Source organism: Streptomyces sp. ITFR-6, assembly GCF_031844725.1.
In the GTDB taxonomy this organism is placed as follows: Bacteria; Actinomycetota; Actinomycetes; order Streptomycetales; family Streptomycetaceae; genus Streptomyces.
Map to the genome: position 1 here is coordinate 2,563,064 of NZ_CP134612.1, position 19,308 is coordinate 2,582,371.

At 67.0% G+C, this 19,308-nt stretch carries 21 protein-coding genes and 1 pseudogene; 10 read left to right on the top strand and 12 right to left on the bottom strand.

The features are described from left to right. The first annotated feature begins 1 nt into the window (after window position 1). The 4 genes from RLT59_RS11325 (at window position 2) to RLT59_RS11340 (ending at window position 2,573) form a co-directional block, all read left to right on the top strand. Entirely contained in the window at window positions 2-445 is a 444-nt protein-coding gene (locus RLT59_RS11325) for an ATP-binding protein (protein ID WP_311303286.1), read from the top strand. Further along, window positions 433-1,545 (top strand): radical SAM protein, encoded by a 1,113-nt coding sequence (locus RLT59_RS11330; protein WP_311303287.1) that lies wholly within the window; start codon window positions 433-435, stop codon window positions 1,543-1,545. The genes RLT59_RS11325 and RLT59_RS11330 overlap by 13 nt, the downstream gene beginning before the upstream one ends. Window positions 1,546-1,548: 3 nt before the next feature. Next, window positions 1,549-1,686 (top strand): hypothetical protein, encoded by a 138-nt coding sequence (locus RLT59_RS11335; RefSeq protein WP_266640844.1) that lies wholly within the window; start codon window positions 1,549-1,551, stop codon window positions 1,684-1,686. Window positions 1,687-1,763: 77 nt separating this feature from the next. Next, window positions 1,764-2,573, top strand: a complete 810-nt coding sequence (locus RLT59_RS11340) for an aminoglycoside phosphotransferase (RefSeq protein ID WP_311303288.1) — start codon at window positions 1,764-1,766, stop codon at window positions 2,571-2,573. Window positions 2,574-2,782: 209 nt separating this feature from the next. On the opposite strand, the gene RLT59_RS11345 is transcribed toward RLT59_RS11340, so the two are convergent. The 4 genes from RLT59_RS11345 to RLT59_RS11360 form a co-directional block, all read right to left on the bottom strand. Continuing rightward, window positions 2,783-5,020 (bottom strand): AbiJ-related protein, encoded by a 2,238-nt coding sequence (locus tag RLT59_RS11345; protein ID WP_311303289.1) that lies wholly within the window; start codon window positions 5,018-5,020, stop codon window positions 2,783-2,785. Between the two features lie 239 nt (window positions 5,021-5,259). Then, the gene (locus RLT59_RS11350; protein ID WP_311303290.1) at window positions 5,260-5,697 is read right to left on the bottom strand and encodes a DUF488 domain-containing protein; all 438 of its coding nucleotides are present in this window, start codon (window positions 5,695-5,697) and stop codon (window positions 5,260-5,262) included. Further along, on the bottom strand, window positions 5,694-6,251 hold the full coding sequence (locus RLT59_RS11355; RefSeq protein ID WP_311303291.1) for a DUF488 domain-containing protein: 558 nt from the start codon (window positions 6,249-6,251) through the stop codon (window positions 5,694-5,696). Before RLT59_RS11355 ends, RLT59_RS11350 begins: the two co-directional genes overlap by 4 nt. Window positions 6,252-6,304: 53 nt before the next feature. Then, window positions 6,305-7,003 (bottom strand): dual OB domain-containing protein, encoded by a 699-nt coding sequence (locus RLT59_RS11360; protein WP_399125223.1) that lies wholly within the window; start codon window positions 7,001-7,003, stop codon window positions 6,305-6,307. A gap of 984 nt (window positions 7,004-7,987) precedes the next feature. On the opposite strand from RLT59_RS11360, the pseudogene RLT59_RS39340 reads away from it, so the two are divergent. Continuing rightward, window positions 7,988-8,369 (top strand): annotated as a pseudogene (locus RLT59_RS39340) (hypothetical protein); the annotation flags it as partial. Window positions 8,370-8,406: 37 nt separating this feature from the next. Then, entirely contained in the window at window positions 8,407-8,904 is a 498-nt protein-coding gene (locus RLT59_RS11370) for an NUDIX domain-containing protein (RefSeq protein WP_311303293.1), read from the top strand. Between the two features lie 105 nt (window positions 8,905-9,009). Here the strand turns inward: RLT59_RS11370 and RLT59_RS11375 are convergent, their stop codons facing one another. Both RLT59_RS11375 and RLT59_RS11380 read right to left on the bottom strand, forming a co-directional pair. Next, window positions 9,010-9,591, bottom strand: coding sequence for an HD domain-containing protein (locus RLT59_RS11375; protein ID WP_311303294.1), 582 nt, complete (start codon window positions 9,589-9,591; stop codon window positions 9,010-9,012). 12 nt (window positions 9,592-9,603) lie between these two features. Then, complete coding sequence (locus tag RLT59_RS11380; RefSeq protein ID WP_311303295.1) at window positions 9,604-10,722, bottom strand: helix-turn-helix domain-containing protein; 1,119 nt, start codon at window positions 10,720-10,722, stop codon at window positions 9,604-9,606. Between the two features lie 369 nt (window positions 10,723-11,091). Here RLT59_RS11380 and RLT59_RS11385 point away from each other — a divergent pair, with 369 nt between their 5' ends. Both RLT59_RS11385 and RLT59_RS11390 read left to right on the top strand, forming a co-directional pair. After that, on the top strand, window positions 11,092-11,349 hold the full coding sequence (locus RLT59_RS11385; RefSeq protein ID WP_311303296.1) for a DUF7848 domain-containing protein: 258 nt from the start codon (window positions 11,092-11,094) through the stop codon (window positions 11,347-11,349). A 559-nt stretch (window positions 11,350-11,908) separates the two neighbouring features. Further along, window positions 11,909-12,400: a GNAT family N-acetyltransferase gene (locus RLT59_RS11390; RefSeq protein WP_311303297.1), complete on the top strand. Its 492-nt coding sequence runs from the start codon at window positions 11,909-11,911 to the stop codon at window positions 12,398-12,400. Window positions 12,401-12,436: 36 nt separating this feature from the next. Here the strand turns inward: RLT59_RS11390 and RLT59_RS11395 are convergent, their stop codons facing one another. Further along, window positions 12,437-13,030 carry a TetR/AcrR family transcriptional regulator gene (locus RLT59_RS11395; RefSeq protein ID WP_311303298.1) on the bottom strand — a complete coding sequence of 198 codons (594 nt, stop codon included), beginning with the start codon at window positions 13,028-13,030 and terminating at the stop codon, window positions 12,437-12,439. Window positions 13,031-13,166: 136 nt separating this feature from the next. On the opposite strand from RLT59_RS11395, the gene RLT59_RS11400 reads away from it, so the two are divergent. Continuing rightward, on the top strand, window positions 13,167-13,955 hold the full coding sequence (locus RLT59_RS11400; RefSeq protein ID WP_311303299.1) for an SDR family oxidoreductase: 789 nt from the start codon (window positions 13,167-13,169) through the stop codon (window positions 13,953-13,955). A 26-nt stretch (window positions 13,956-13,981) separates the two neighbouring features. Here RLT59_RS11400 and RLT59_RS11405 read toward each other — a convergent pair whose 3' ends face one another. Further along, window positions 13,982-15,301, bottom strand: a complete 1,320-nt coding sequence (locus RLT59_RS11405; protein WP_311303300.1) for an MFS transporter — start codon at window positions 15,299-15,301, stop codon at window positions 13,982-13,984. Window positions 15,302-15,402: 101 nt separating this feature from the next. On the opposite strand from RLT59_RS11405, the gene RLT59_RS11410 reads away from it, so the two are divergent. Next, window positions 15,403-16,014 (top strand): TetR/AcrR family transcriptional regulator, encoded by a 612-nt coding sequence (locus tag RLT59_RS11410; RefSeq protein WP_311303301.1) that lies wholly within the window; start codon window positions 15,403-15,405, stop codon window positions 16,012-16,014. Here the strand turns inward: RLT59_RS11410 and RLT59_RS11415 are convergent. The 4 genes from RLT59_RS11415 to RLT59_RS11430 are packed head-to-tail and all read right to left on the bottom strand — an operon-like array spanning window position 15,912 to window position 19,301. Further along, on the bottom strand, window positions 15,912-16,625 hold the full coding sequence (locus RLT59_RS11415; protein ID WP_399125228.1) for a nucleotidyltransferase domain-containing protein: 714 nt from the start codon (window positions 16,623-16,625) through the stop codon (window positions 15,912-15,914). The two genes, RLT59_RS11410 and RLT59_RS11415, sit on opposite strands and share 103 nt — an antisense overlap. A gap of 7 nt (window positions 16,626-16,632) precedes the next feature. Further along, the gene (locus tag RLT59_RS11420; protein ID WP_311303302.1) at window positions 16,633-17,571 is read right to left on the bottom strand and encodes an SDR family oxidoreductase; all 939 of its coding nucleotides are present in this window, start codon (window positions 17,569-17,571) and stop codon (window positions 16,633-16,635) included. Next, window positions 17,568-17,924, bottom strand: coding sequence for a DUF952 domain-containing protein (locus RLT59_RS11425; protein ID WP_311303303.1), 357 nt, complete (start codon window positions 17,922-17,924; stop codon window positions 17,568-17,570). Before RLT59_RS11425 ends, RLT59_RS11420 begins: the two co-directional genes overlap by 4 nt. A gap of 30 nt (window positions 17,925-17,954) precedes the next feature. Next, window positions 17,955-19,301, bottom strand: coding sequence for a choice-of-anchor A family protein (locus tag RLT59_RS11430; RefSeq protein WP_311303304.1), 1,347 nt, complete (start codon window positions 19,299-19,301; stop codon window positions 17,955-17,957). Between the last annotated feature and the right edge of the window lie 7 nt (window positions 19,302-19,308).

Below are 19,308 nucleotides of genomic sequence, written 5' to 3' on the forward strand. Positions count from 1 at the left end.
GATGACGACGTACGACCGACAGACCACCCCGCTGCGGTGGCAGATGCAGTTCAGTCCGGTACGCAAGTGCGTGCCTCTGGCCCGCGCCCTCGTTTCCAAGACGCTCGCCAGCTGGGGATACGGCCAGGAGTGCATTGACCGCGTGGTCCTCGTCTGCGGAGAGCTCGCAGCCAATGCCGTCGAACACGGCGGCAGACGAGGACACCTCTTCGAAGTTCGACTGACGGTTGACGGCCCACACTGCCTGGTCGAAGTCTCCGATGCTGGCCGCACCCCTCCCCGCCCCATCCAGGCCGGGGAGGACGACGAAGGCGGCCGGGGCCTGCTTCTCGTCGCAGCGCTCTCTGAAGAAACCGGCCACCACGACCGCCACCCGATCGGCAAGACCGTCTGGGCCCGCCTGGTCCTCAGCAGCCCGAGCGAGGAGTCCGTATGCACGAGCTGATCGCTGCCCCGTACCTCGACCACCACCTCCTCGTACGGCCGGGCAACCCGAAGGCAGCACGCCTTCCCGCCTGCAGGTACGACGAACTGCACTCCGCATCGGGTACCTCAGCAGTGCCCGCGTGGCTGGTCGACGTGGCCTGTCAGGCTTGGAAGATCGATCTCAGCGACCGACGCCTCGATGAAACTGTGCTGGTTCGATCCCGCTCTCCGTATGCATACGGGCGCGCCTCGTACGAGCTGAACCTCGGCTGCAACTACGACTGCGAACACTGCTACCTCGGCCTGAAGCAATTCGCCGGCCTGGAGTGGCCTGAGCGTGAGCGCCTCCTGTACGCCATCAGGGACTCGGGGGTGCTTTGGCTCCAGCTCACAGGCGGTGAGCCGATGATCGACAAGCTGTTCCCCGAGACGTACCGGCTGGCGTACGAGCTGGGCATGATGGTCGAGATCCTCACCAATGGCTCGCGTCTCGCCGCACCGAAGAACCTCGCCCTGCTGACTCGCTTGAGGCCGAACCGGATCACACTCAGCCTGTACGGGGCCACCGCAGAGTCCTACGACGGGCTGACCCGGCGCCGGGGCGCGTACCGCATGTTCGTCAAAGGACTGGATGCAGCCCACGAAGCTGGGCTACCCCTCGATCTCGCCTTGATCATCACGCGGCACAACGCCCACGAGGCCGACCAGATGCGCGCCTTCGCCGGCCGCTACGACCTGCCGTACCGCGAGTACACCCACATGTCGCCGACCATCTACGGTGGCGCGGAAACCCTCGCCACCCAGGCCCCGGACCACCTCGCAGATCGCGAACCCTTCAACGGCTGCAACGCCGGCCACACCTTCTTCCACGTCGACCCGCACGGCATGGCGACCATCTGCAAGGTCGGCCGTGACGAGGCGATCCCCCTCATGACCACGGGAGTCGAGGGCCTGAGCCGCCTCGGCGGCATCGCCGACTCCCTGATGCTTCGCACCGGTGGCTGCACCGGCTGCCAGCTCTCCGGCACCTGCCGGGTCTGCCGGCCGCTGGCCAAGGTCTACCAGGAGGCGAAGGCACCACTGGACAGGTACTGCCAACACGCGACTACAAGGAGCTGAACCATGACCGCCGTAGCAGTCGAGATCGCCCCCATCCGCCCGCCGTCCGAGCCTGATGCGGAGATCATCCTCATCGACGACGTGGACGCCTTCGCTGCGGCCACCACGCCCGGCTGCGGGGACGACAACCCGTACAACTGACCATCCCTTCGGGGGCTTTCGGCGGCACCTCGCGCCGGAGGCCCCTGTTGGCGCGTAGATCTGGAAACCTGACGGCCATGCCCGCACCCTCCATCACCTTCGCCGGTCTCCCCTCCGGCGCTCGTACCGCCATCGAAGCCGAGATCGGCTCGATTCTCAGGGTCGAAGACGTCAGCACCGGTCTCAACAGCTCCCTCTCCGCGCTTGCACACACCGCAGGCGGAGTCGTCTTCCTCAAGGGCCTGCGCTCCGACCACCGATGGGTCTGGACGCAGCAACGCGAGGCAGACATCAACCCGTACGCGACCCCGCTCGCCCCGCGCCTGCTCTTCCACGTCATCGCCGGCGGCTGGGATCTTCTCGGCTTTGAGGCCATCCACGGCCACCATGCCGACTACTCCCCAGGCTCCCCCGACTTGCCCAAAGTCACCGGGGCCCTCAGAGAGCTCGCCGCTCTTCCTTGCCCTGACATCGAACTCCGGCTCGCCGAACAACGCCTGGCTGGTTACGTGGCCGACCCCGCCGATGCGGAAGCTTTCGCAGGAAACGCGCTGCTCCACACCGACTGGAACAACCACAACGTTCTCATCACCCACGACCGCGCTCACCTCGTCGACTGGGGCTGGGCCACCCGCGGAGCCGCCTGGTTGGATCCCGCCCACTGGGTCGTCTGGCTCATCGCGGCTGGCCACACGCCGTCAGCCGCAGAGGAATCGGTCGCGCTTCTTCCTGCCTGGGCATTGGCACGACCCCGAGCGGTGGACGCCTTCGCCCATGCGAGCGCGAACCTCTGGAAAGAAATCGCGGGCCCCGCTCCAGACGCCTGGGCAATGAACTTGCGCAACGCCGCATGGCTCTGGCATCAGCACCGAAAAGTTCGCTCCTGACCAGACCACGGACCGTCCCCACGTGGCTTGCGGGGATAGGCACGCCGTGGCACCACTCCCTCATATTGATCTCGTGCTCCCGATCACACAGGATCGGCGAACCCATCCGAACTGCTGTGTTCCGCGAAACTGTGACCGTACAGTGCCCCACAATCCCCGGAAAGCAGTGGACTGTCAGCTTCTCCCCTTACCCCTTCCATCTATGGGGGCTATGACGTCACCGCAGCCGCCTGGATGGCAGCGCGGATTCGAAGGTCCACGGTTCCGTCCTGCGCCAAGCCTGAAAAGTGCCGTGCAGAGTGCGGGTGATCTCGCAAAACCGCCGCCATAAGCTGCGCGGCCTGGCCAGAAAGTGAGCGCATCCAGGGCGCGATTCGGTCTTGAGCACTCCACTGATCCCATGCGGCATCCCAGGTGCACATGGTGCGGGCCGCTTCCTCAAGGAGATCCCAGTCGTCTTTGGCTGCGGCAAAATTCGCAATTGATTGAAGCCATTCAGCGACTCGACCCGCTTCAGCGAACTGGACCCGTCGCGTTCCTCGGCCATCAGCATGGTCGGCCATAGCCTTGAAGAGGCGTCCGCTGGCTCCTGGGTCGCGAGACAGCCAAGGGCCTGCCTGTTCGGCGGAGAGAGATACGAGCTCGCGGGCATAGAGTTCATAGTCTTCGGGGTGGTCTGCGATCAGTTCGAGCAGGGACCCGACGGCCGCTGGATCGCCGGCGCGCGTCCGTTCCAACAGGCGCTTTGCTTGGTCAGTCGGAGGCTCCGCTGGCTCAGTAAGCTCACGGTTGATCAGGTCTCGGAGGCTTGCGATGGTCTGCACCCTTTGCCGAGGATCTGCGTGTGTAGTAATTCGAGTGATGTTCCTCCACGGGCCTGGAGGAGGGGAAAGCGGCATGTTCATCTGCGGATACTGGCCAGTGAGCGCCCAGGCAATGACCCGCCCGATGCCATAGATGTCAGCTGCTGCCGTGGCCTCGTGTGCAGCAACGAAAAGTTCAGGCGCTGCGAAGCCCTCCGTTCCGAGCTCGAAGCGGGTACGCCCTTCCTGTGTGGTCTGCCCTCGCGGCCGCCGGACGATTCCCCAGTCCGCAAGAGTCCATTGGTTATCCAGCAGCAGGATGTTGGAGGGTTTCACGTCACGGTGCAGCCAGTCGTGGGCATGAGCAAGCTCCAGTACATCCATCAGCGCCTCGATCAGAGTTCGCAGCTGCATAGGGTCGCTCAAGATGTCGCGCTGTTGCTCTGCGGTAGCCTGCGCCATCGGCATGACGAGCCACCCATCTACCGGGTTGGAGTCGAGGATGGGCATGTAGTGCGCGTGCTGGCCAAGCAGCTGAGAAATTTCAATCTCTCGCCTCATCCGAGCGGCGGGGGTATCTCGTTGCGATGTTCTGCGCTTGAAGGCGACTTCGACGTCGGTTGGCTTGTGAACGGCACGGAAAATCTGCGCTTGTCCGCCCTCCTCCTTGGGAAGGCGATCGAGACGATAGTCCCTCCGCTCTCCGCGGGCCTGAGAACGGACCAGATCATATGGGTTTGGGGTAGCGCCTTTAGATGCAGAGAAACGGATGCGTGCCGTCTGAGCCGGGGCCACCGGTCGGACCTGCACTGGAATGCGTTGCCCGCCATAAATCGTGTAACCGCTGATCGAGTCAACAGGCGTGAGGGCATAGCCATCGCGGGCCAACAGGGAATTAAAGAATTCTAGCAGCTTCTGCAATTCTTCTTCGTCAGTCCGCACCACAGGGTGGAGCATTTCGGAAAGGAAGCGCAGGAGAACCGGGTCCGGGCCACCTCTCAATCCAAATCGTTCGTCAGTGAATACCCAGTCAAGCTCCCAGTCGTCGTTGTTAACGCGATGCTGATAAATGTCACCTTCGGCCGTTTCAAAACGCGAGTCGTAGCTTTCGAAAGCGTTCAGATTGAAAATGCGCTTAAGGAACTCTGCCTCCTCTAGTCTGCCAGCCCAGTTGGTATTCTGAAGTCGCAGGGTGTCGAAGAGCCGCATGCGAGTGACTTCGGTGATGCGGGCCGGCTTGCCGCTGTCTATGCGTGTGTCTTGCGGCTGAAAGAGCGTTGACCCCTGACCTCCCTCCAACGCCTGCCGCCAGTTCGCATCCGGGGCACGGAGGGCTGGCCTGACCAAGATCTGGTTGACGGCAGACCGGTGATTTTGGGCGGCCACCTCGGCGATCGTGGGCAGCAAGTGCTCCAAGATCTCGTCGTCAAAGCTGGGAGTGTCGACTGCGTCGATGTAGAAGACGGCGGCCCAGTAGTAGTCGTTCCAGTTAGTAACAGTCGTGTAGCCGTCCTCTGTCTGCTCGAATTCGAGCCTTTCGACTGCGCGGAGCAGTTCCGTCGAGCCGATATCTGAGCGAGCAGCGAAAATCGCGGCAGCCTGTGCCAATACACGCTCTCCGAGTTGTTCCTGCTCGCTGCTCAATACCTGATTCTCCCTCGAATGCGTAGCCGAACGCCGACCACGCATTAGTCAGTATTTACTATTCGATCGGGCGTGGCCGACCTGTACCCCAAGATCACGTCCCCCATTACAAGGTTAGGACGGTTAACGCGGAACCGACGAGATCAGCGGAATAGGGCTGGTCTTTGCGCGAGCGAGCGGGCTGAGGATAAAGTCCATCTTCGAGCTGACGGCCTGTCTCTTTACCGCAGCGCTGTCGCTCATGCCAAGTGCTGGATCGTGACGCCATTCCACTGCTGCGCGAGATGTTCTGCGACCAGTCGGCGGTGGCAATGCTGCGCATTGTCCTCACTACATAGCAGGACTGCCTTGTCGAGCGCTTCCCGACGGATCGAGTTCTCGACCTGACGAGTCTTCATCAATTCGAGGAACCTTTCCTCGTAGGTTGCCCAGCCGATATCCCGCTTCTTGTATGCGTCGAGCATATCCTTGGTCGGGGCTAGCTCGATGCGATGGGTGTATTGCACACTACAGATCTCAGACAGGAAGTATCTGAGGTCATCACGCTTGGCGAATCCAGACAGTTGTGAGACGTTGTTGAGTCGAACATCAACCAGCGCTGTCACTCCGGCTTCGCGCAGTAGACCGAAGAACTTTTCGGCGCTCTTCTTCGTGAACCCAATAGTGTAAAGTTTCACCTTCCTGGCGTCCCGCCAATGCGAAGATCCTCATTTACGTACGCGATCCGTTGTTCCTGACGGTCGAGCGCCTCCTGGAGGCGCTCGACCGGGGTCCGAAATAGATCTTCCTGATCCAGACCGAAATTAGTCATCAAGCGTCGCATTGCCGATTCGTGATCCTCCACGTGTCCATCACCATGGATATGCTCGACACGGATTTCGTCCCGTTCAAGGACCCGCGCAATGAGCACGCAACGATGGCAATCGAGTGGTTCCTGTTCGGTACACATGACAGCGATTCTCTCGCTCTGCGAACCGCGCCGCAGGCGCTTGATGCCGCTATCGAAGTCCGAGGTGCGGGCAAGACGGTCATACCGAACCCGTCCGTCGACATAGCACGTGAGGTCCTCAGTGCGCGCGCCCAATTCCTTCCCTAGGAATACATACTTAATATCGACCTCCTGCAGGGCGCGCTCCACGGCGTGTCGGTTGAACTGGGGCGTAAATCGACTCGCGGGCAACGACCGCACATCGGCGATCGCCGTGATTCCATGCTTCTGTAGCAGGCTCAAGAATCCTGAACTGCTGTGCGTGGAGTGGCCGACAGTGAATACTGTACGAAGTGTCATCGCCTGCTGCCTGTTTCAATCTTCGCTCGTTCAATAATTGCTGCAACTAACTTGTACACATGACCTTGGAAAGGTTCGCCGAGACTCACCGTAAGGAAGGATTCCCCCAGTTTGTAGAATCCTTCCCGTTTCGACAGGTACTCCAGCTCATATTCGGGATCGGTCACCCGCAGTATATGATCATGTTCTGCATAAGAGAAGCGTGCGCTCAAGGCCCGATCCGTATCTCCGAAAATCGCCCCAGGGGTATGTACCTGTAATGTCAAGTCGGTGACGTGTATCAGATTGAGTGAGTCTGACAGAGCATTTGCTTCTTCGGTTGGGATGCGGTCATTATTTCCGAGGTAGGTGCTGAACCCATTGACCCATAGTGTACTGGGGCACTGTTCCAGGCTCATTAGTCCGCGCCAGCCGACCCTGCCAGTCTTCATCCAGTAGAAGTCGGGGTCAAGGAGCCAATTCTCACTCTGAAAGCTGTTTGGCTTGTGCCGAAGAAGTGGCACCGAGACGACATCGAGGACTTTCGGGTCCGTTCCATCTTTGTACATTCTTTCCGAATCAGAGACTTCGCGGTGCAGTCGCGAACTGACCGGGCGTATCCACTCTCCTGAGCCGTCGTCAACTATGCCTGCCACGCACCGACCCGAAAGTTTCCGGGAATTCGCCAGACACACGAGCGTCTTCACCAGTGTCATATGTACCCCCAAGTCGGATGCCTCGACTTCCCACGGGACGAAAGCTCGGCGCACCTACACAAAGTGACGGTGAGTACAATGGGCTGCCGGTTCCGCAGGTCATCCCAGAGTTTACGACGGGGGTACGACACCCGTCCGGCGTTCAGGCAAGCGCGATGCCGGCCAACTGACTGGCGTGCCACGAGAGGCGGTCGGCCGACTAGGGCGTTGGCCGGTGCTTCCGCGTAGTCGCGCACGCTCGGCTTCTGGTGGTCCGCCAGGTCAGGCGCGAGGCTCGGAACATGACAAGCCTTGCTTCCAAGATCATGGACTTCTTGACGCCCGGTCATCCGAGTAGAAGGCCACACCTGCCGACGCATCATCGCCGGTTAGCTTTCGGCCCTCGTTCCGATCCGCGCCCAGGCCAGCCCTGCCAGACGAGACAACGGCCTCTCGGCTACCAGCGCGCCTAGACGGCGACCGCTGGACCATGCGGTCGGGTGCTGGCATGTGTGGTGGCGAGGAGCTTCCTAAGAAGGCCCACTCCATCAGGACCACACCCCACTCCGGGAGGTAGGCCACTGCTGCCCCGACGGCAGAGAGCCACCGCAGTAGTCCGCACATAGTCCGCAAGACACTCGATCAAGACCGTTACACCCCATCGCTAGCCATCAGTAAAAGGCCAGGTCAGCGGCCCAGAGGAAACATCTCTGCAGGTCACTGACCCGGCCCATTACTAGGAGACCAAGAAGGCCTGATTTACGGTTAGACCGCCTGACCTGCGATTGCGCCGGTCACGTCGGCTACCCGACCGCACCCGGCCCGCCGGGCGCCCGCAACGGCGTCCGTCACGGGCCGGGTGCGGTCTTCTTCGTTTGGGCGTGGGTGCGGGTGGATCCGCAGCGTGATGACGGCAGCCGCGTAGCCGTGGACCATCTGGACGTGCTGACGCTCGCCCCGCCTGCGATGAGCGCGGAGGCGTAGAAGTGCCGCAGGTCGTGGGTCATCACGCATGCCCGCGCTACGCAGCGGTCGGCTGGAACCAGTTGGTCGCCCGCGCTCTCCTCGCCGCCGCCGACGCCCTCCTGCGCGAAAACGGTCCCCAGTCCAGTTCCTCCCGCGTGAGCGGTACCGCCGCCGGAACCATGGCCAGTCACACCCCACGCACGCCGACCGACCTCGCCGACCTCGACGGCAGCCTCGCCGCCCAAGCCCGAGCGGACGAAGCCGTCGTGGCCTGGGCCCAGGCCCTGGTCTTCATGGAGGCGTGGCCTCAGACCGCTCCGCGAGGTGATCTCGATCCACTCGACGCTCGCGATCTACCGGCGCCGCCGCGGTCCCCCGGGCCCCCGATCTGGCCCGCCGCGCCCGCGAAGCCCTCGCCTGACATGCCCAACAACAAACTGCCCTAAGAAGGGGAACCCGTGGCTCAGCAGACCAACAACCGCCTCCCAGCCCTCACACCGGCACTCGACTCGATGACGCTGCTGGTCGCGGCCGTCATCGTCCACGACAAGGTCACCAACCGCGTCGTACTCCTCCAGCGCAGCGAGAACGCCAAATTCGCCCAGGGGCTGTGGGACCTCCCCGTCGGCAAGAGCGAGCCGGGCGAGCCGATCACTGAGACGGCAGTCCGCGAGCTCTACGAGGAGACCGGCCTCACGGTGAAGCCCGAGTCCCTCAAGGTCGCGCACATCATTCATGGAGCCTGGGGCGTTGAGTCCCCCAATGGCTTCCTCACGGTTGTCTTCGCCGCACACGAATGGACCGGCGAACCCGAGAACCGCGAACCCCGCAAGCACTCCCACGTCCGCTGGGTCGATATCGACGCCACCCCCGAGAACTTCGTGAACACCACGTCAAGCGCCCTCCACCGGTACCTCGCGGGCGGCCCGGAAGTCTCCCTCGACGGCTGGCAATAGAGGTGCTCCGCTACTCATCCTCGGCCAGCGAGGATCGCCCCCTGATGACCGCACTGCCTCCCGATGCCCCGGCTGCGGCGGAGGGGCGCTTCTTCGCGTTCTGGGTCAGTGTTCCGTTTCGCCGAGGGCCTCGCGGAGCCAGTCCAGCGAGCCCTGCCCGAGGAGCTCGTCCGCAAGGCGCTGCCCCGTCTCAGTGACCAGACGGCCACGGCTGTTGTCGATCCAGCGTTGCGCGTTCTCGTAGCCCTGGGCTTTGTACTCGATGCCCTGGAGCAGGCATTCCAGCTTGTCCGCGTCCCGGGCGCAGATGGCCTCGGGAGACTCCTTGGCCTCGTACTCGGCGACGACAAGGCGGACAGCGGACGCGAGGGCTTCGGGCATGCCGGCCGTCTGCTCGGCGGTCACGGCCTGTGGGTCACCGGCGGGGGCGTACTTCTTCCCGACATGGTTCACGTCCCCGGTGCGGGTTTCCTGCGTGTCATGCCATACGGCGAGATAGGCGGCTTGCGCCGGGTCGGCTCCCTCCAGCTTCGCGATCAGGGAGGCGATCAGCGAGGTGCGCCATGAGTGTTCGGCGACGCTCTCCGGATCCTTGACGCCTGCCATCCACCAGCCGCTTCGACGCGTGTGCTTGAGCGTGCCCGCTTCGTACAGGAAGCGCGCCACTGCGGACAGGTCGTCAGCCACGCCCGTCTCCTCTCACGCCTCGGCGAGGCGGATCGCGTACCGGATGCCTTCGAGTTCCCGGCGCGTGCGCGCCGACAGCTCCCGGCTATCCAACATCACGGGGAGGGCAGCGCGCAGGTCCAGTCCGGCATGAGTTCCGGGACGCAACAGGTTCGGGCGGGCCGCAAGCAGAGTCCACAGAGTGTGGACGTTGAGGTCGAAGAACCCATGATGTGGAGTGAGGCCACGGACGAGGTGGCACATCAGCTTGTCCCCTGGCCAGGGGCCTGGGTTCGGGGTAGCGATGAAGTCGTCGGACAGCTGGAGACCGCCGGCCTCGCCGGTCCAGTAGGCCCAGTAGTTCAGGTTGGCCGCCTCGCCCGCGTCGTTGTCCGCGAGGGTTGCCGTGATGAAGTGGCCCATCCGTTCCTGGTCGCCTTGCCTGGCCGACACAGCGGCGACCGAACGGGAGTTGAGCCACCCCGTCAGCCAGTCGCCAGGGCGCTCGGTGCGTTGTTGCAGTGCCAGCCATTCGGAGGTATCCGCGGCGTCGTCGTAACCGGCGAGGTAGAGGGCCTGGCGGCGGAGGAGGAAGCACTCTGCGCCGCGCGCTTGCTCGGCGGTGCGGCGCATGCGGGAAAAGAACCTCTTCCGGTCGTCGGTCGACAGCTCCGGCCCCGTCGGTACGGGGCCGCGTCGAGGGCGGGGCGGGTCAGGAAGGGACCGGAGCGGTGCGGGCGCGACGCCGTTGAGCGGCCAGGAGAGAACCTCGATGAGGTCGCGCCGCAGGACCCACGCACCGATCTGGCTGTCGAGTGTCTCTGCGTCCTCGTCGAGCGCGCCGGACAGCAGGACGTCCGCCTCCGTGGCTCGTTCCAGCACCGCGAGAAGAGAGGGCGCGCTGCCCAGCTGCAGGAGTTGATGACGGTGCATGAGCATCTGCCCGACGGGCACCGCGGTCAGTGGCCGGCGACCCGACTCCCATCCGGCGATGGTGTCGGATGAGACGTGCAACTTCTCCGCGAGAGTGTCCTGGGTATGTCCGAGCTGCTCGCGGATCACGCGGAAAACGTACCCGGAGATGATGCCGCTGCGGCTGCGGGCGGCTGTTCCCTGACCGCCGGTCAGGGTGGCCGCCGGGTTGATGTCCATGGCTTCCCCCTCGCCCGGCAGCCCCGGCCGGGCACCCGTACCTGTGGTCAGTTCAAGCAGCGTCCGCTGCTCCCTACTGTCGAAGTCACAGCCCTGACCGGGCAATTCAGCGTAGTGGAAGGGAAGTCATCGTGGACCACATTCCTCACCAACAGCGACGGGGCGGTCACCCGTGATGACGATCAAGGTATACGAGGTTGACCGTCACGGCTTTACCCACGTCCTGCGACCTGAGGCGCCCGTCATCCCTGTTGCGACGGTAGATCGCACGGCGGCCTTCCCCGACTGCGAATGCCCCCGCCACCGTCCGGCGGACACGGAGGCCGCGTACCGGGAGTTCCTCGGCCGCGCCTGGCGGGAGACCCGCCGATGAGCCCCCGTTCGGTCATGCGGTTCGTGGAGTGGACGATCGGCGCTCTTCGCGGCGAGTTGCCGCAGACCGTCATCGTGATCCGCTGCCTCGAACCCGGCTGCACCGAGACGTCCGATCCGAGCCCCTCCCACATCGACCCGGATCACTGGGCGCTGAAGCACGCCGGACGGATGGGGCATACCGATTACGAAGAGGTCGCACGCAGCCGTCTCGTCGCCACTCCGAAGAGCCCGCAGCAAGGGGTAGCTGCGTGACCCCAGCCTGCATCACTTGCGGCACCACGGACCTCGTCAAGCCCGTTGGGCGCACCGACGGCCCGGATACACATGGCTGCCCTGCGCACATCCAGGGGCTGCGCGGCCAGATCGGAGACGTACTCGCGAATCTGGTCTGGTTGCAGGAATCCCGCACGCAACGGATGCGTGATCGGCAGATCTGATCCCCCTCCTGCGGTTCGCAGCTCGCACAGCCGTACTCGGTGGGCACCTGCCTTGTATCCCGGCCGCCACCGGCCGGGGTACGGACGGGCTTAGCCCCTGACGAGGACTGGAACGTGCGGCCGCGCCGGGAAGCCACCGGCCCGTTCGGTCGCGCCATCACACCCGTCTCCGGCGCGAACCGAAAGGGCACCCCGCTGGAAGAGTTGAACAGCATCGTCAGGCTCCTGCCGCACTGCCTGGAACCGCTGGCAGGTTGAAGCAAGCCCGCCCGCGACAGGGCAGCCGTTCGCCGGGAAGTATCCGCTCGGTGTCGGACCCGTTTGGCATCATGCCTGCCTTGCGTGCCCTTCCAAGCCGGACTGGAGAGTGGCTGATGGCCGATCGAGTAGTTCTCGACGGGGTGCTGGCCCGGCTTGTCCCGACGACCGAGGGTGATCTGGACCTGCTGGCCCGGTGGTTCGCTTCGCCGGACTTCGTCGAGCACTGGGGCGGCGTACCGATTACGCGGGCCGAGGTGGCTGAGAAGTACGTGGGGAGGCGGCGGCCGCGGGTGGAGTCGTTCCTTGTGCCGGCCGAGAGCGCGCCGGTGGGCTACGCGCAGTACTGGCGGGCCGGAGTGGCTGAGGGCGGCATCGACATGGTGTTGGGGCCGGAGGCGAGAGGGAGGGGGCTGGGGCCGGATGCGGCTCGGGTGCTCCTTGCGCACCTGGGCGGGGATCTTGGGTGGCGGCGCGTGACCGTCGATCCCGCGAGAGGGAATCTGCGGGCGGTGCGTGCCTGGGAGAAGGCCGGGTTCCGGCAGGTGCCGAGCGCGGGCGAGAACCTCCTCATGAAGTACAGGTTTCCCGAGGGGCGCCTGGGCTGACCCCTTCGGTCGATGAGCGGCGCCGCCACGCCCCCCTCAGGAGCTGAGCAGCCCGCCCTGGCCCACGCCGTGCAGCAAGGTGTCGACCACGAGCGCGGCCAGTTCGTCCACGTTCCTGGTTTCCGTGGCGCGGGTCTGGGCGGCCTCGTGGATCAGGGCGTAGTAGACGCGGCGTGCCCAGGCCAGGTCCGTGCCGGGGCGCAGGACGCCGGCTTCCAGGGCGCGGCGGAACAACCGCTCGCACTGGTCGAGCACTTCGGCGTGTACGCGGGCCACCTCGGGGTCCTCCGGGGTGGTGGCGCCCATCGCGAAGCCCCAGCCGGTCTTGACGCGCAGGACGTTGGCGGTCACCTGGTAGAGGGCGACCAGGGGCGGGGCGCTGTCGGCGTGGGCGCTCGTCACGGCATCGTGGAATTGACGGGCGGCCCACTCCCGCAGGGCGGCCACCAGGGCCTCGCGGCTGCTGAAGCGGCGGTGCACGGTGGTGCGGGCGACGCCCGCCGCCTCGGCGATCTGCTCCATCGTGGCGGCCGGGTTCGCGCCGAGGACCCGCTCTGCGGCTTCCAGGATCGCCCTGACCGTCCGCTCCGTATCCGCGCGCAGCGGTCGCTGCTGACTCTTCCGGTCCACGAAGGCTCCTCACATCCCAGTGTGTGTTCGAACAGGCTACGGGACAGTCGCCGGTCGTTCTTAAGTTGCGACATTCATGTTGCAGGTTCTAGGGTTGTTGCATCACTCGCGACCCATCTAGGCAGAGGGGTGCCTCATGGACCTGCAACTGACCGACAAGACCGCCGTCGTGACCGGCGCAAGCCGGGGAATCGGCCTGGCCACCGTCTCCGCGCTGGTGGGCGAGGGCATGCGGGTGGTCGGCGCGGCGCGGACCATCACACCGGAGCTCAAGGAGACCGGTGCGATCTGCGTCGCCATGGATCTCGCCGCATCCGACGCCCCCGACCGGCTCATCGCCCTGGCCGCGGCCGAGCTCGGCGGGCTCGATCTCCTGGTGAACAACGTCGGCGGCGGCGACTCGGGCACGGATGCGACGGGCGGGTTCCTCGGCTTCACGGACCAGCAGTGGCTCGACACGTTCAACCTGAACTTCATGACCGCCGTCCGCACCACACGGGCGGCCCTGCCCCACCTGACGGAGAGTCGCGGTTCCGTCGTCAACATCTCCTCGAACGGGGCCAGGACCCCGCACGCCGGCCCCGTCCCGTACACCACCGCGAAGGCGGCGCTGACCGCGCTGGGCAAGGCGCTGGCCGAGGAGTTCGGCCCCTTGGGGGTGCGCGTCAACACCGTTTCGCCCGGCCCCGTCCGCACCGCCATGTGGGAGAGTCCCGACGGGTACGGGGCCGAGCTGTCCAGGTCCATGGGCGTGGAGCACGAGCAGCTCCTGGCCGGTCTGCCGGCTGCCTTGGGCATGGTCACCGGCAGGCTCGTGGACCCGGACGAGGTCGCCGCACTCGTCGCCTGCCTCGCCTCCCCCCGCGCCGGCAGCACCACCGGCGCGGACCACATCATCGACGGAGGCTCGATCAAGACAGTGTGACCGTGAGGGTGTGGGGAGCGGCGTGATCAGGACGGTGTGACCGCCACCCACTCCGCTCGTCGGCCGCCGAGGAAGGCGCCGGCGAGCAGGGCCCCGGCCGGCACCAGCGCGGAGTTGACGAGGATCGCGACCGCGACGCCGGAGAGCACCCCGTCGGGGCACGTGTCCCCCAGGGCGGCCATCCGGGCGGTGGCGACGGCGCTCATGACCGGGATGCCCAGAGTGATGCCGACCTGCTGGGTCATCGTGGCGAGGCCGGTGGCCAGGCCCTGTTCCTCGTCCGGGAGTCCGGAGGTGGCGGTGACCATGAAGCCGACGATCATCAGCCTGTTGCCGACGCCTCCGATGAACGTGGCCGCCGGGAGCAGCCAGATCCACGTCCCTGAGGTGCCGAGCGCGACCAGGGAGAGGGTGGCCGCCGCCTGGACGACGCCACCGGTGACGATGGTGGTGCGGTTGCCGAACCGGCCGACGGCCCGGCCGCCCAGGGTGCCGCCGATGACGGTGCCGATGCCGAGGACACCGAAGGCGAGCCCCGTCGCGAGGAGTGAATAGCCGAGGACCTCCTGGAGGTAGAGCGTCAGCAGGAAGACCAGCGACGTCTCGGTGACGAAGGCGATCAGGCCGGTGGCGTTGCCCCGGATGACGCTGCGGCGCTTGAGGATGCGGACAGGGCCGAGCGGGGCTGCGGCCCGCTTCTCGACGAACCAGAAGCCGATGAGCAGCGCGATGCCTGCGAGGAGCGCGGCCAGGGTGGTGGGCGTGGTCCAGCCGGTCGCGCCCGCCTGGGTGAGTCCGTAGACCAGGAGCAGCAGGCCGCCGGTGACGGTCGCGGCTCCGGGCACGTCGAGGCGGGGCCGTTCGGCCGGGCGTGAGTCGGTGATGACGAACGGGGCCAGGGCGACGACGAGCGCGGCGACGGGCACGTTGACGAAGAACGCCCAGCGCCAGGAGAGCAGATCGGTGAGCAGCACCTCCGGGGAGGTCGCCGGCCCGCCCAGCGCGGAGGAGAGGCCGAGGACGATCATGCCGCCGACGAACAGGCGCTTACGGCCGACGAGATCGGCCACCCGGCCGAACAGGCGCGTGAACCCGGCGGCCGCCAGGGCGAACGCGGTGGCGATCCGCTGGAGGCCCGCGAGGGCGAAGCCGAGGCCCTCGCCGACGACGGGCAGTGCGACGTTCAGGATCGAGAAGTCCACCGCGATCATGAACTGGGCGCCGAGGAGGAGAGCGAGTACGAGCTTCCGTCGGCCGGTCATCCAGGGCGGCGACAGCGGAGCGGCGTCCATCTTCGGCGTAGCGCCAAGGGGTGCGCGGGATGGGGTCTGGCTGGGTGCGGACATGGTCGGCCTTCCTCGGATGGAAGTGTTAACGGTTCCGCGGTTCCGTTAAGTTGAGGCGACCATAACTGAGGAGAGGGCATTAATGGAACTGGAGGCCTGTTATGACGTCTGAGGGTGTGGAACCCGGTACGGTCCGGCCCGGCGGGCGCACCGCCCGGGTCCGGGAGGCCGTCCTGCGCGCGGCGGGTGACGCGCTGGCGGAGCACGGCTTCGACCGCCTCGATCTCGCCGAGGTCGCGCGCCGCGCGGAGGTCGGCAAGACGACCGTCTACCGCCGCTGGTCGAGCCCCACCGGGCTGATCGCGGACCTGCTCGACGACATGGCCGAGCAGTCCTCCCCGCGCACGGCGACCGGCTCACTGGACGAGGACCTCAGGGCCAACGCCCGGCTCGTGCTCAGGACTCTCACCGACGCCCGCCAGGGCGCCCTGTTCCGCTCCGTGATCGCGGCGGCGACCTGCGACGAGCGCACGGCGGCGGCGCTGCACCGCTTCTACGCCGTCCGCATCAAGGAGTGGTCCGGCTGCGTCACCGAGGCCGTCGAGCGCGGGGAGCTTCCCGCGGGCACCGATCCGGACGAGGTGATCCGTGCCGTCTCCGCGCCGCTCTACTACCGACTGCTGGCCAGCGGCGACCCGCTCGACGCGGCGGCCGCCGACCGGGCCGCCGACGCCGCCGCGGCGGCCGCGAGGGCAGGTGCGTACGTGAGCTGAGCCGGCCTCAGCCGGGCCGCCCAGGGATGGTCCGCGCCTTCGGCCAGGGTGATCGTCTCGGTCAGCCAGGCGCGTCGGCCGTCGCTGAGAACGGGCAGCGCGGCCGCGAAGTCCTGCTCGTCCTTGGGTCGCCGGGACCGGGACTTGTACAGCAGCTGGACCTCCGGCACGACGTACGGGACGCCGTCCCCGGAGACCGCGCCCAGCCGGTCCAGCGGCAGCCTGATCCTGGGGTCGCGCCGGAAGACCCAGTCGTCGCCCGCCACGTCGTCGAGCATGAACTGGACGCGCCACGGCTCGTCCGGCCCCGGCCGGCACCAGATGTCGTGGACGTCCGCCGGCAGGATCTCGCCGGGGTTCCAGGGCCGCAGCGTGCCGGGCGGATCGGCGGCCCACCACTCCCAGCCCGGCAGTGCCCGCTGGATGGCGAGCTGGTTCCCGCGCAGCAGGAGCACGTCGATGTCACCGTGCTCGCGGTAGGCGCGGCCGACGGCCAGCTCGACCGCGTACCCGCCCGCGATCCACCACGGGCCGCGCAGCGGGGCGAGCAGGCCGACGGTTCCGGAGAGGGACAGTGGGTCCCAGGGGCCCCACGGGGATCCCGTGCGCACGACGCCCTCAGCCCGGAAGCAGGAGGTGCTGGTAGCTGTCCGGGTGCTCCCTGAGGTAGGTGGCCAGGTCCTTGGCGGGGCGGCCGGTGAGCCGCTGCACGGCGTCCGAGACCGAGGCCATCTCGCCGGCCGCGATGGCCTCGTACGACGTCACCCAGCCCGCCACCTCCCAGTCCGGCGCGCCGTACCCGGAGCGTGAGGCGTAGGCCTCCTCCCGCGTCTCCGGCACATAGGTGATGGTCCGTCCGGCGGCCCGGCTCAGCTCCTCGGCCGCTTCCGCGAGGGTGAACGCCCGGGGGCCGGTCAGCTCGTACGTCGCCCCGTCGTGCGCGGTGTCCCCGGTGGGGCCGCCACCGGGCAGCAGTACCGCGGTCGCGGCGTCGGCGATGTCCTCGTGGGCCACCGCGGCCACCCGGCCGTCACCGGCCGGACCGCGCAGCACTCCGTCGGCACCGGTCATCGCCGGGAGGCCCGCGAGGTACCAGCTGTCGCGCAGGAAGGTGTGGCGGACGCCGGAGACCCGGATGTGCGCCTCGGTCTCCCAGTGGTCCCGGGCGAAGGTGAACGTCGCGTCGGACGCCGCGCCGAGGAACGACACGTACACGATCCGTTCGACGCCTGCGGCCGTCGCCGCGTCCACGGCGCTGATGTGTTCGCGCACCCGGTCCGGGCTCTCGTGCGCCGATACGAGGAACAGGGTATGCGCCCCTGCCAGTGCGCGGCGCATCGCCTCCCCGTCGCCGTAGGGTGCGGCCGGCGCGGTGTCGGCGCCGGGCAGTTCGGGCAGCCGGGACGGGTCGCGGCCCAGCAGCCGGACGGGGACACCCGCCCGGACCAGCCGCTTCGCGACCCGGCCGCCAAGCGCACCGCTCGCGCCGGTGACCGCGGTGAGGGGGCCGCTCGTGAGGTCGTCGGGGCCGTTCCTGTCGTCGTCCGATGGGGTCATGCCGGATCGCCTTTCTTGAGCTGCCAGGGACGCACCTCCACGACCGCGTCGACCGGAACCGGTCCGTAGATGTGCGGGAATTCCTCGCCGCCGGGTGTGACCGACTCGTACCGCACGGGCGCGGGGAGCCGCTCGGTGTCGATGACCAGGACCACCAGGTCCTGGTCAACGGCTCCGGCGCGGCTCCCGGCGCCGTACAGCGTCTCGGCCACAGCGGGGAGCTGATGGCGGAGCGAGCAGTGGATGAAGCCCTCTTCGTGCAGGGTGCGGCCGCGGGTGGACATCTCGTACGTCCCGATCCCGCGGGCCGCCTCCCACAGCGGGCCTTCGGTGAGGTGCAGAAGTTCGGCCATGGACCAAAACTAGGCCAGACCAGTGGGGTCTCAGCCGCGTCGGCGCGTCCTGCGGGCCATCAGCGTGGCCGCCGATCCCGCGACCAGCAGTGCGGCCGCGATGCCACCGATCACCCATTCACCGCCGCGCGAACCCGTGTGCGGGAGTTCCCCTCCCGGGTGGGGCCGGTGCGGCCAGGAGTGGGTGGGGGTGGGCCTGGGGCCGGGGGTCGACTCCGACGGCGACGGCCCCGGCGTGTCCGTCGGGGTGGGGCCGGGGGTGTCCGTGGGGGTGGGGGTGGGAGAGTCCGTGGGGGTCGGGGTCGGGGTGGGAGAGTCCGTGGGGGTCGGCGTGGGCGACGGCTCCGCGTCGCAGTCCGGCAGATCACCGTCGAACGGATAGGCGTGCAGCTCCTGGCCGCCCGACTCGCCCGCCGAGGTGTGCGTGAGCGAACCCGCGCTGTAGAAACGGCCGTTGGTGCCGCTGACGCTCAACTCCGTCTGGCTCGACTGCTGGCCGATCAGCACGCTGCCCTGGAACTGGCCGCTTCCCCCCAGCCCGATCTCCGTGGCGTCGGCAAAGTTCCACAGCAGGTTCTCGCGGAGGCCGGACTGCGGCAGCGACCCCATGTACGTACTGATGTCGCGGGTGGTTCCGTACACGTTGACCAGCACGGTGGCGCCGTCCGGGACACCGCTGAAGACGATGCCCTGGTCGCCTCCCGTGCCGGAGGCGATATCGGCGTCCAGCGCGAAGACCTGGAGCGGCGAGGTGCCGTCGCCCGTGAACACGGTCTCGGAACCGTTGTTCACGGTGGTTCCGGTCACCGGGCGGCGGTGGTCGGCGTTGTCGTCGTACGCGTAGCAGTGGCTGGCCTCGGTGAGCTGCCCACGCAGGTCCGCGTAGGGGACGATCGCGTCCGGGTCGCTGATCGGCGCCGTGTTCGGTTCGACGGTGCCGCTCAGCGTCTGGGCGTACCGGACGCGTCCGGTGTTCGCCATCTCCTCCGCGAGCAGCCGCTGACCGCTCGCGATCGTGAGGTCGCCGCCGACCGTCAGGTAGTCGCTGCCGTTGGGCGGCGGCACCCGTGAGCCGACGCCCGCGACGCCGACGTTGTAGATCTGCGAGACGCCCGCCCGCTTGCTCATGTCGAACCGGCCGAGGGTGACGATCTTCCCCTCGGCTTCGGCCGCCGCCTCCCTGACCAGGTAGTCGCCGCCCACGTAGATGTTGATGTTGCTGTCGTGGTTGACCACGGGCCCGTTGTTCGGGTCGTTCCAGTCGGTGGGGCAGTCTTCCCCCAGACACGGTCCGAGTCCGCCGGGCAGCGGGTCAGCGGCGGCGGTGGGCGCGATGGCCCCCACCATGGCCGCCGCTGCCGCCACCGTCACCGCCACGCGGTGA

Coding starts and splice junctions, on each gene's coding strand:
- RLT59_RS11385 (WP_311303296.1), top strand. CDS start 11,092: ATGAGCCCCCGTTCGGTCATGCGGTTCGTGGAGTGGACGATCGGCGCT.
- RLT59_RS11335 (WP_266640844.1), top strand. CDS start 1,549: ATGACCGCCGTAGCAGTCGAGATCGCCCCCATCCGCCCGCCGTCCGAG.
- RLT59_RS11390 (WP_311303297.1), top strand. CDS start 11,909: ATGGCCGATCGAGTAGTTCTCGACGGGGTGCTGGCCCGGCTTGTCCCG.
- RLT59_RS11420 (WP_311303302.1), bottom strand. CDS start 17,571: ATGACCCCATCGGACGACGACAGGAACGGCCCCGACGACCTCACGAGC.
- RLT59_RS11410 (WP_311303301.1), top strand. CDS start 15,403: ATGACGTCTGAGGGTGTGGAACCCGGTACGGTCCGGCCCGGCGGGCGC.
- RLT59_RS11325 (WP_311303286.1), top strand. CDS start 2: ATGACGACGTACGACCGACAGACCACCCCGCTGCGGTGGCAGATGCAG.
- RLT59_RS11425 (WP_311303303.1), bottom strand. CDS start 17,924: ATGGCCGAACTTCTGCACCTCACCGAAGGCCCGCTGTGGGAGGCGGCC.
- RLT59_RS11400 (WP_311303299.1), top strand. CDS start 13,167: ATGGACCTGCAACTGACCGACAAGACCGCCGTCGTGACCGGCGCAAGC.
- RLT59_RS11330 (WP_311303287.1), top strand. CDS start 433: ATGCACGAGCTGATCGCTGCCCCGTACCTCGACCACCACCTCCTCGTA.
- RLT59_RS11405 (WP_311303300.1), bottom strand. CDS start 15,301: ATGTCCGCACCCAGCCAGACCCCATCCCGCGCACCCCTTGGCGCTACG.
- RLT59_RS11380 (WP_311303295.1), bottom strand. CDS start 10,722: ATGGACATCAACCCGGCGGCCACCCTGACCGGCGGTCAGGGAACAGCC.
- RLT59_RS11340 (WP_311303288.1), top strand. CDS start 1,764: ATGCCCGCACCCTCCATCACCTTCGCCGGTCTCCCCTCCGGCGCTCGT.
- RLT59_RS11360 (WP_399125223.1), bottom strand. CDS start 7,003: ATGACACTGGTGAAGACGCTCGTGTGTCTGGCGAATTCCCGGAAACTT.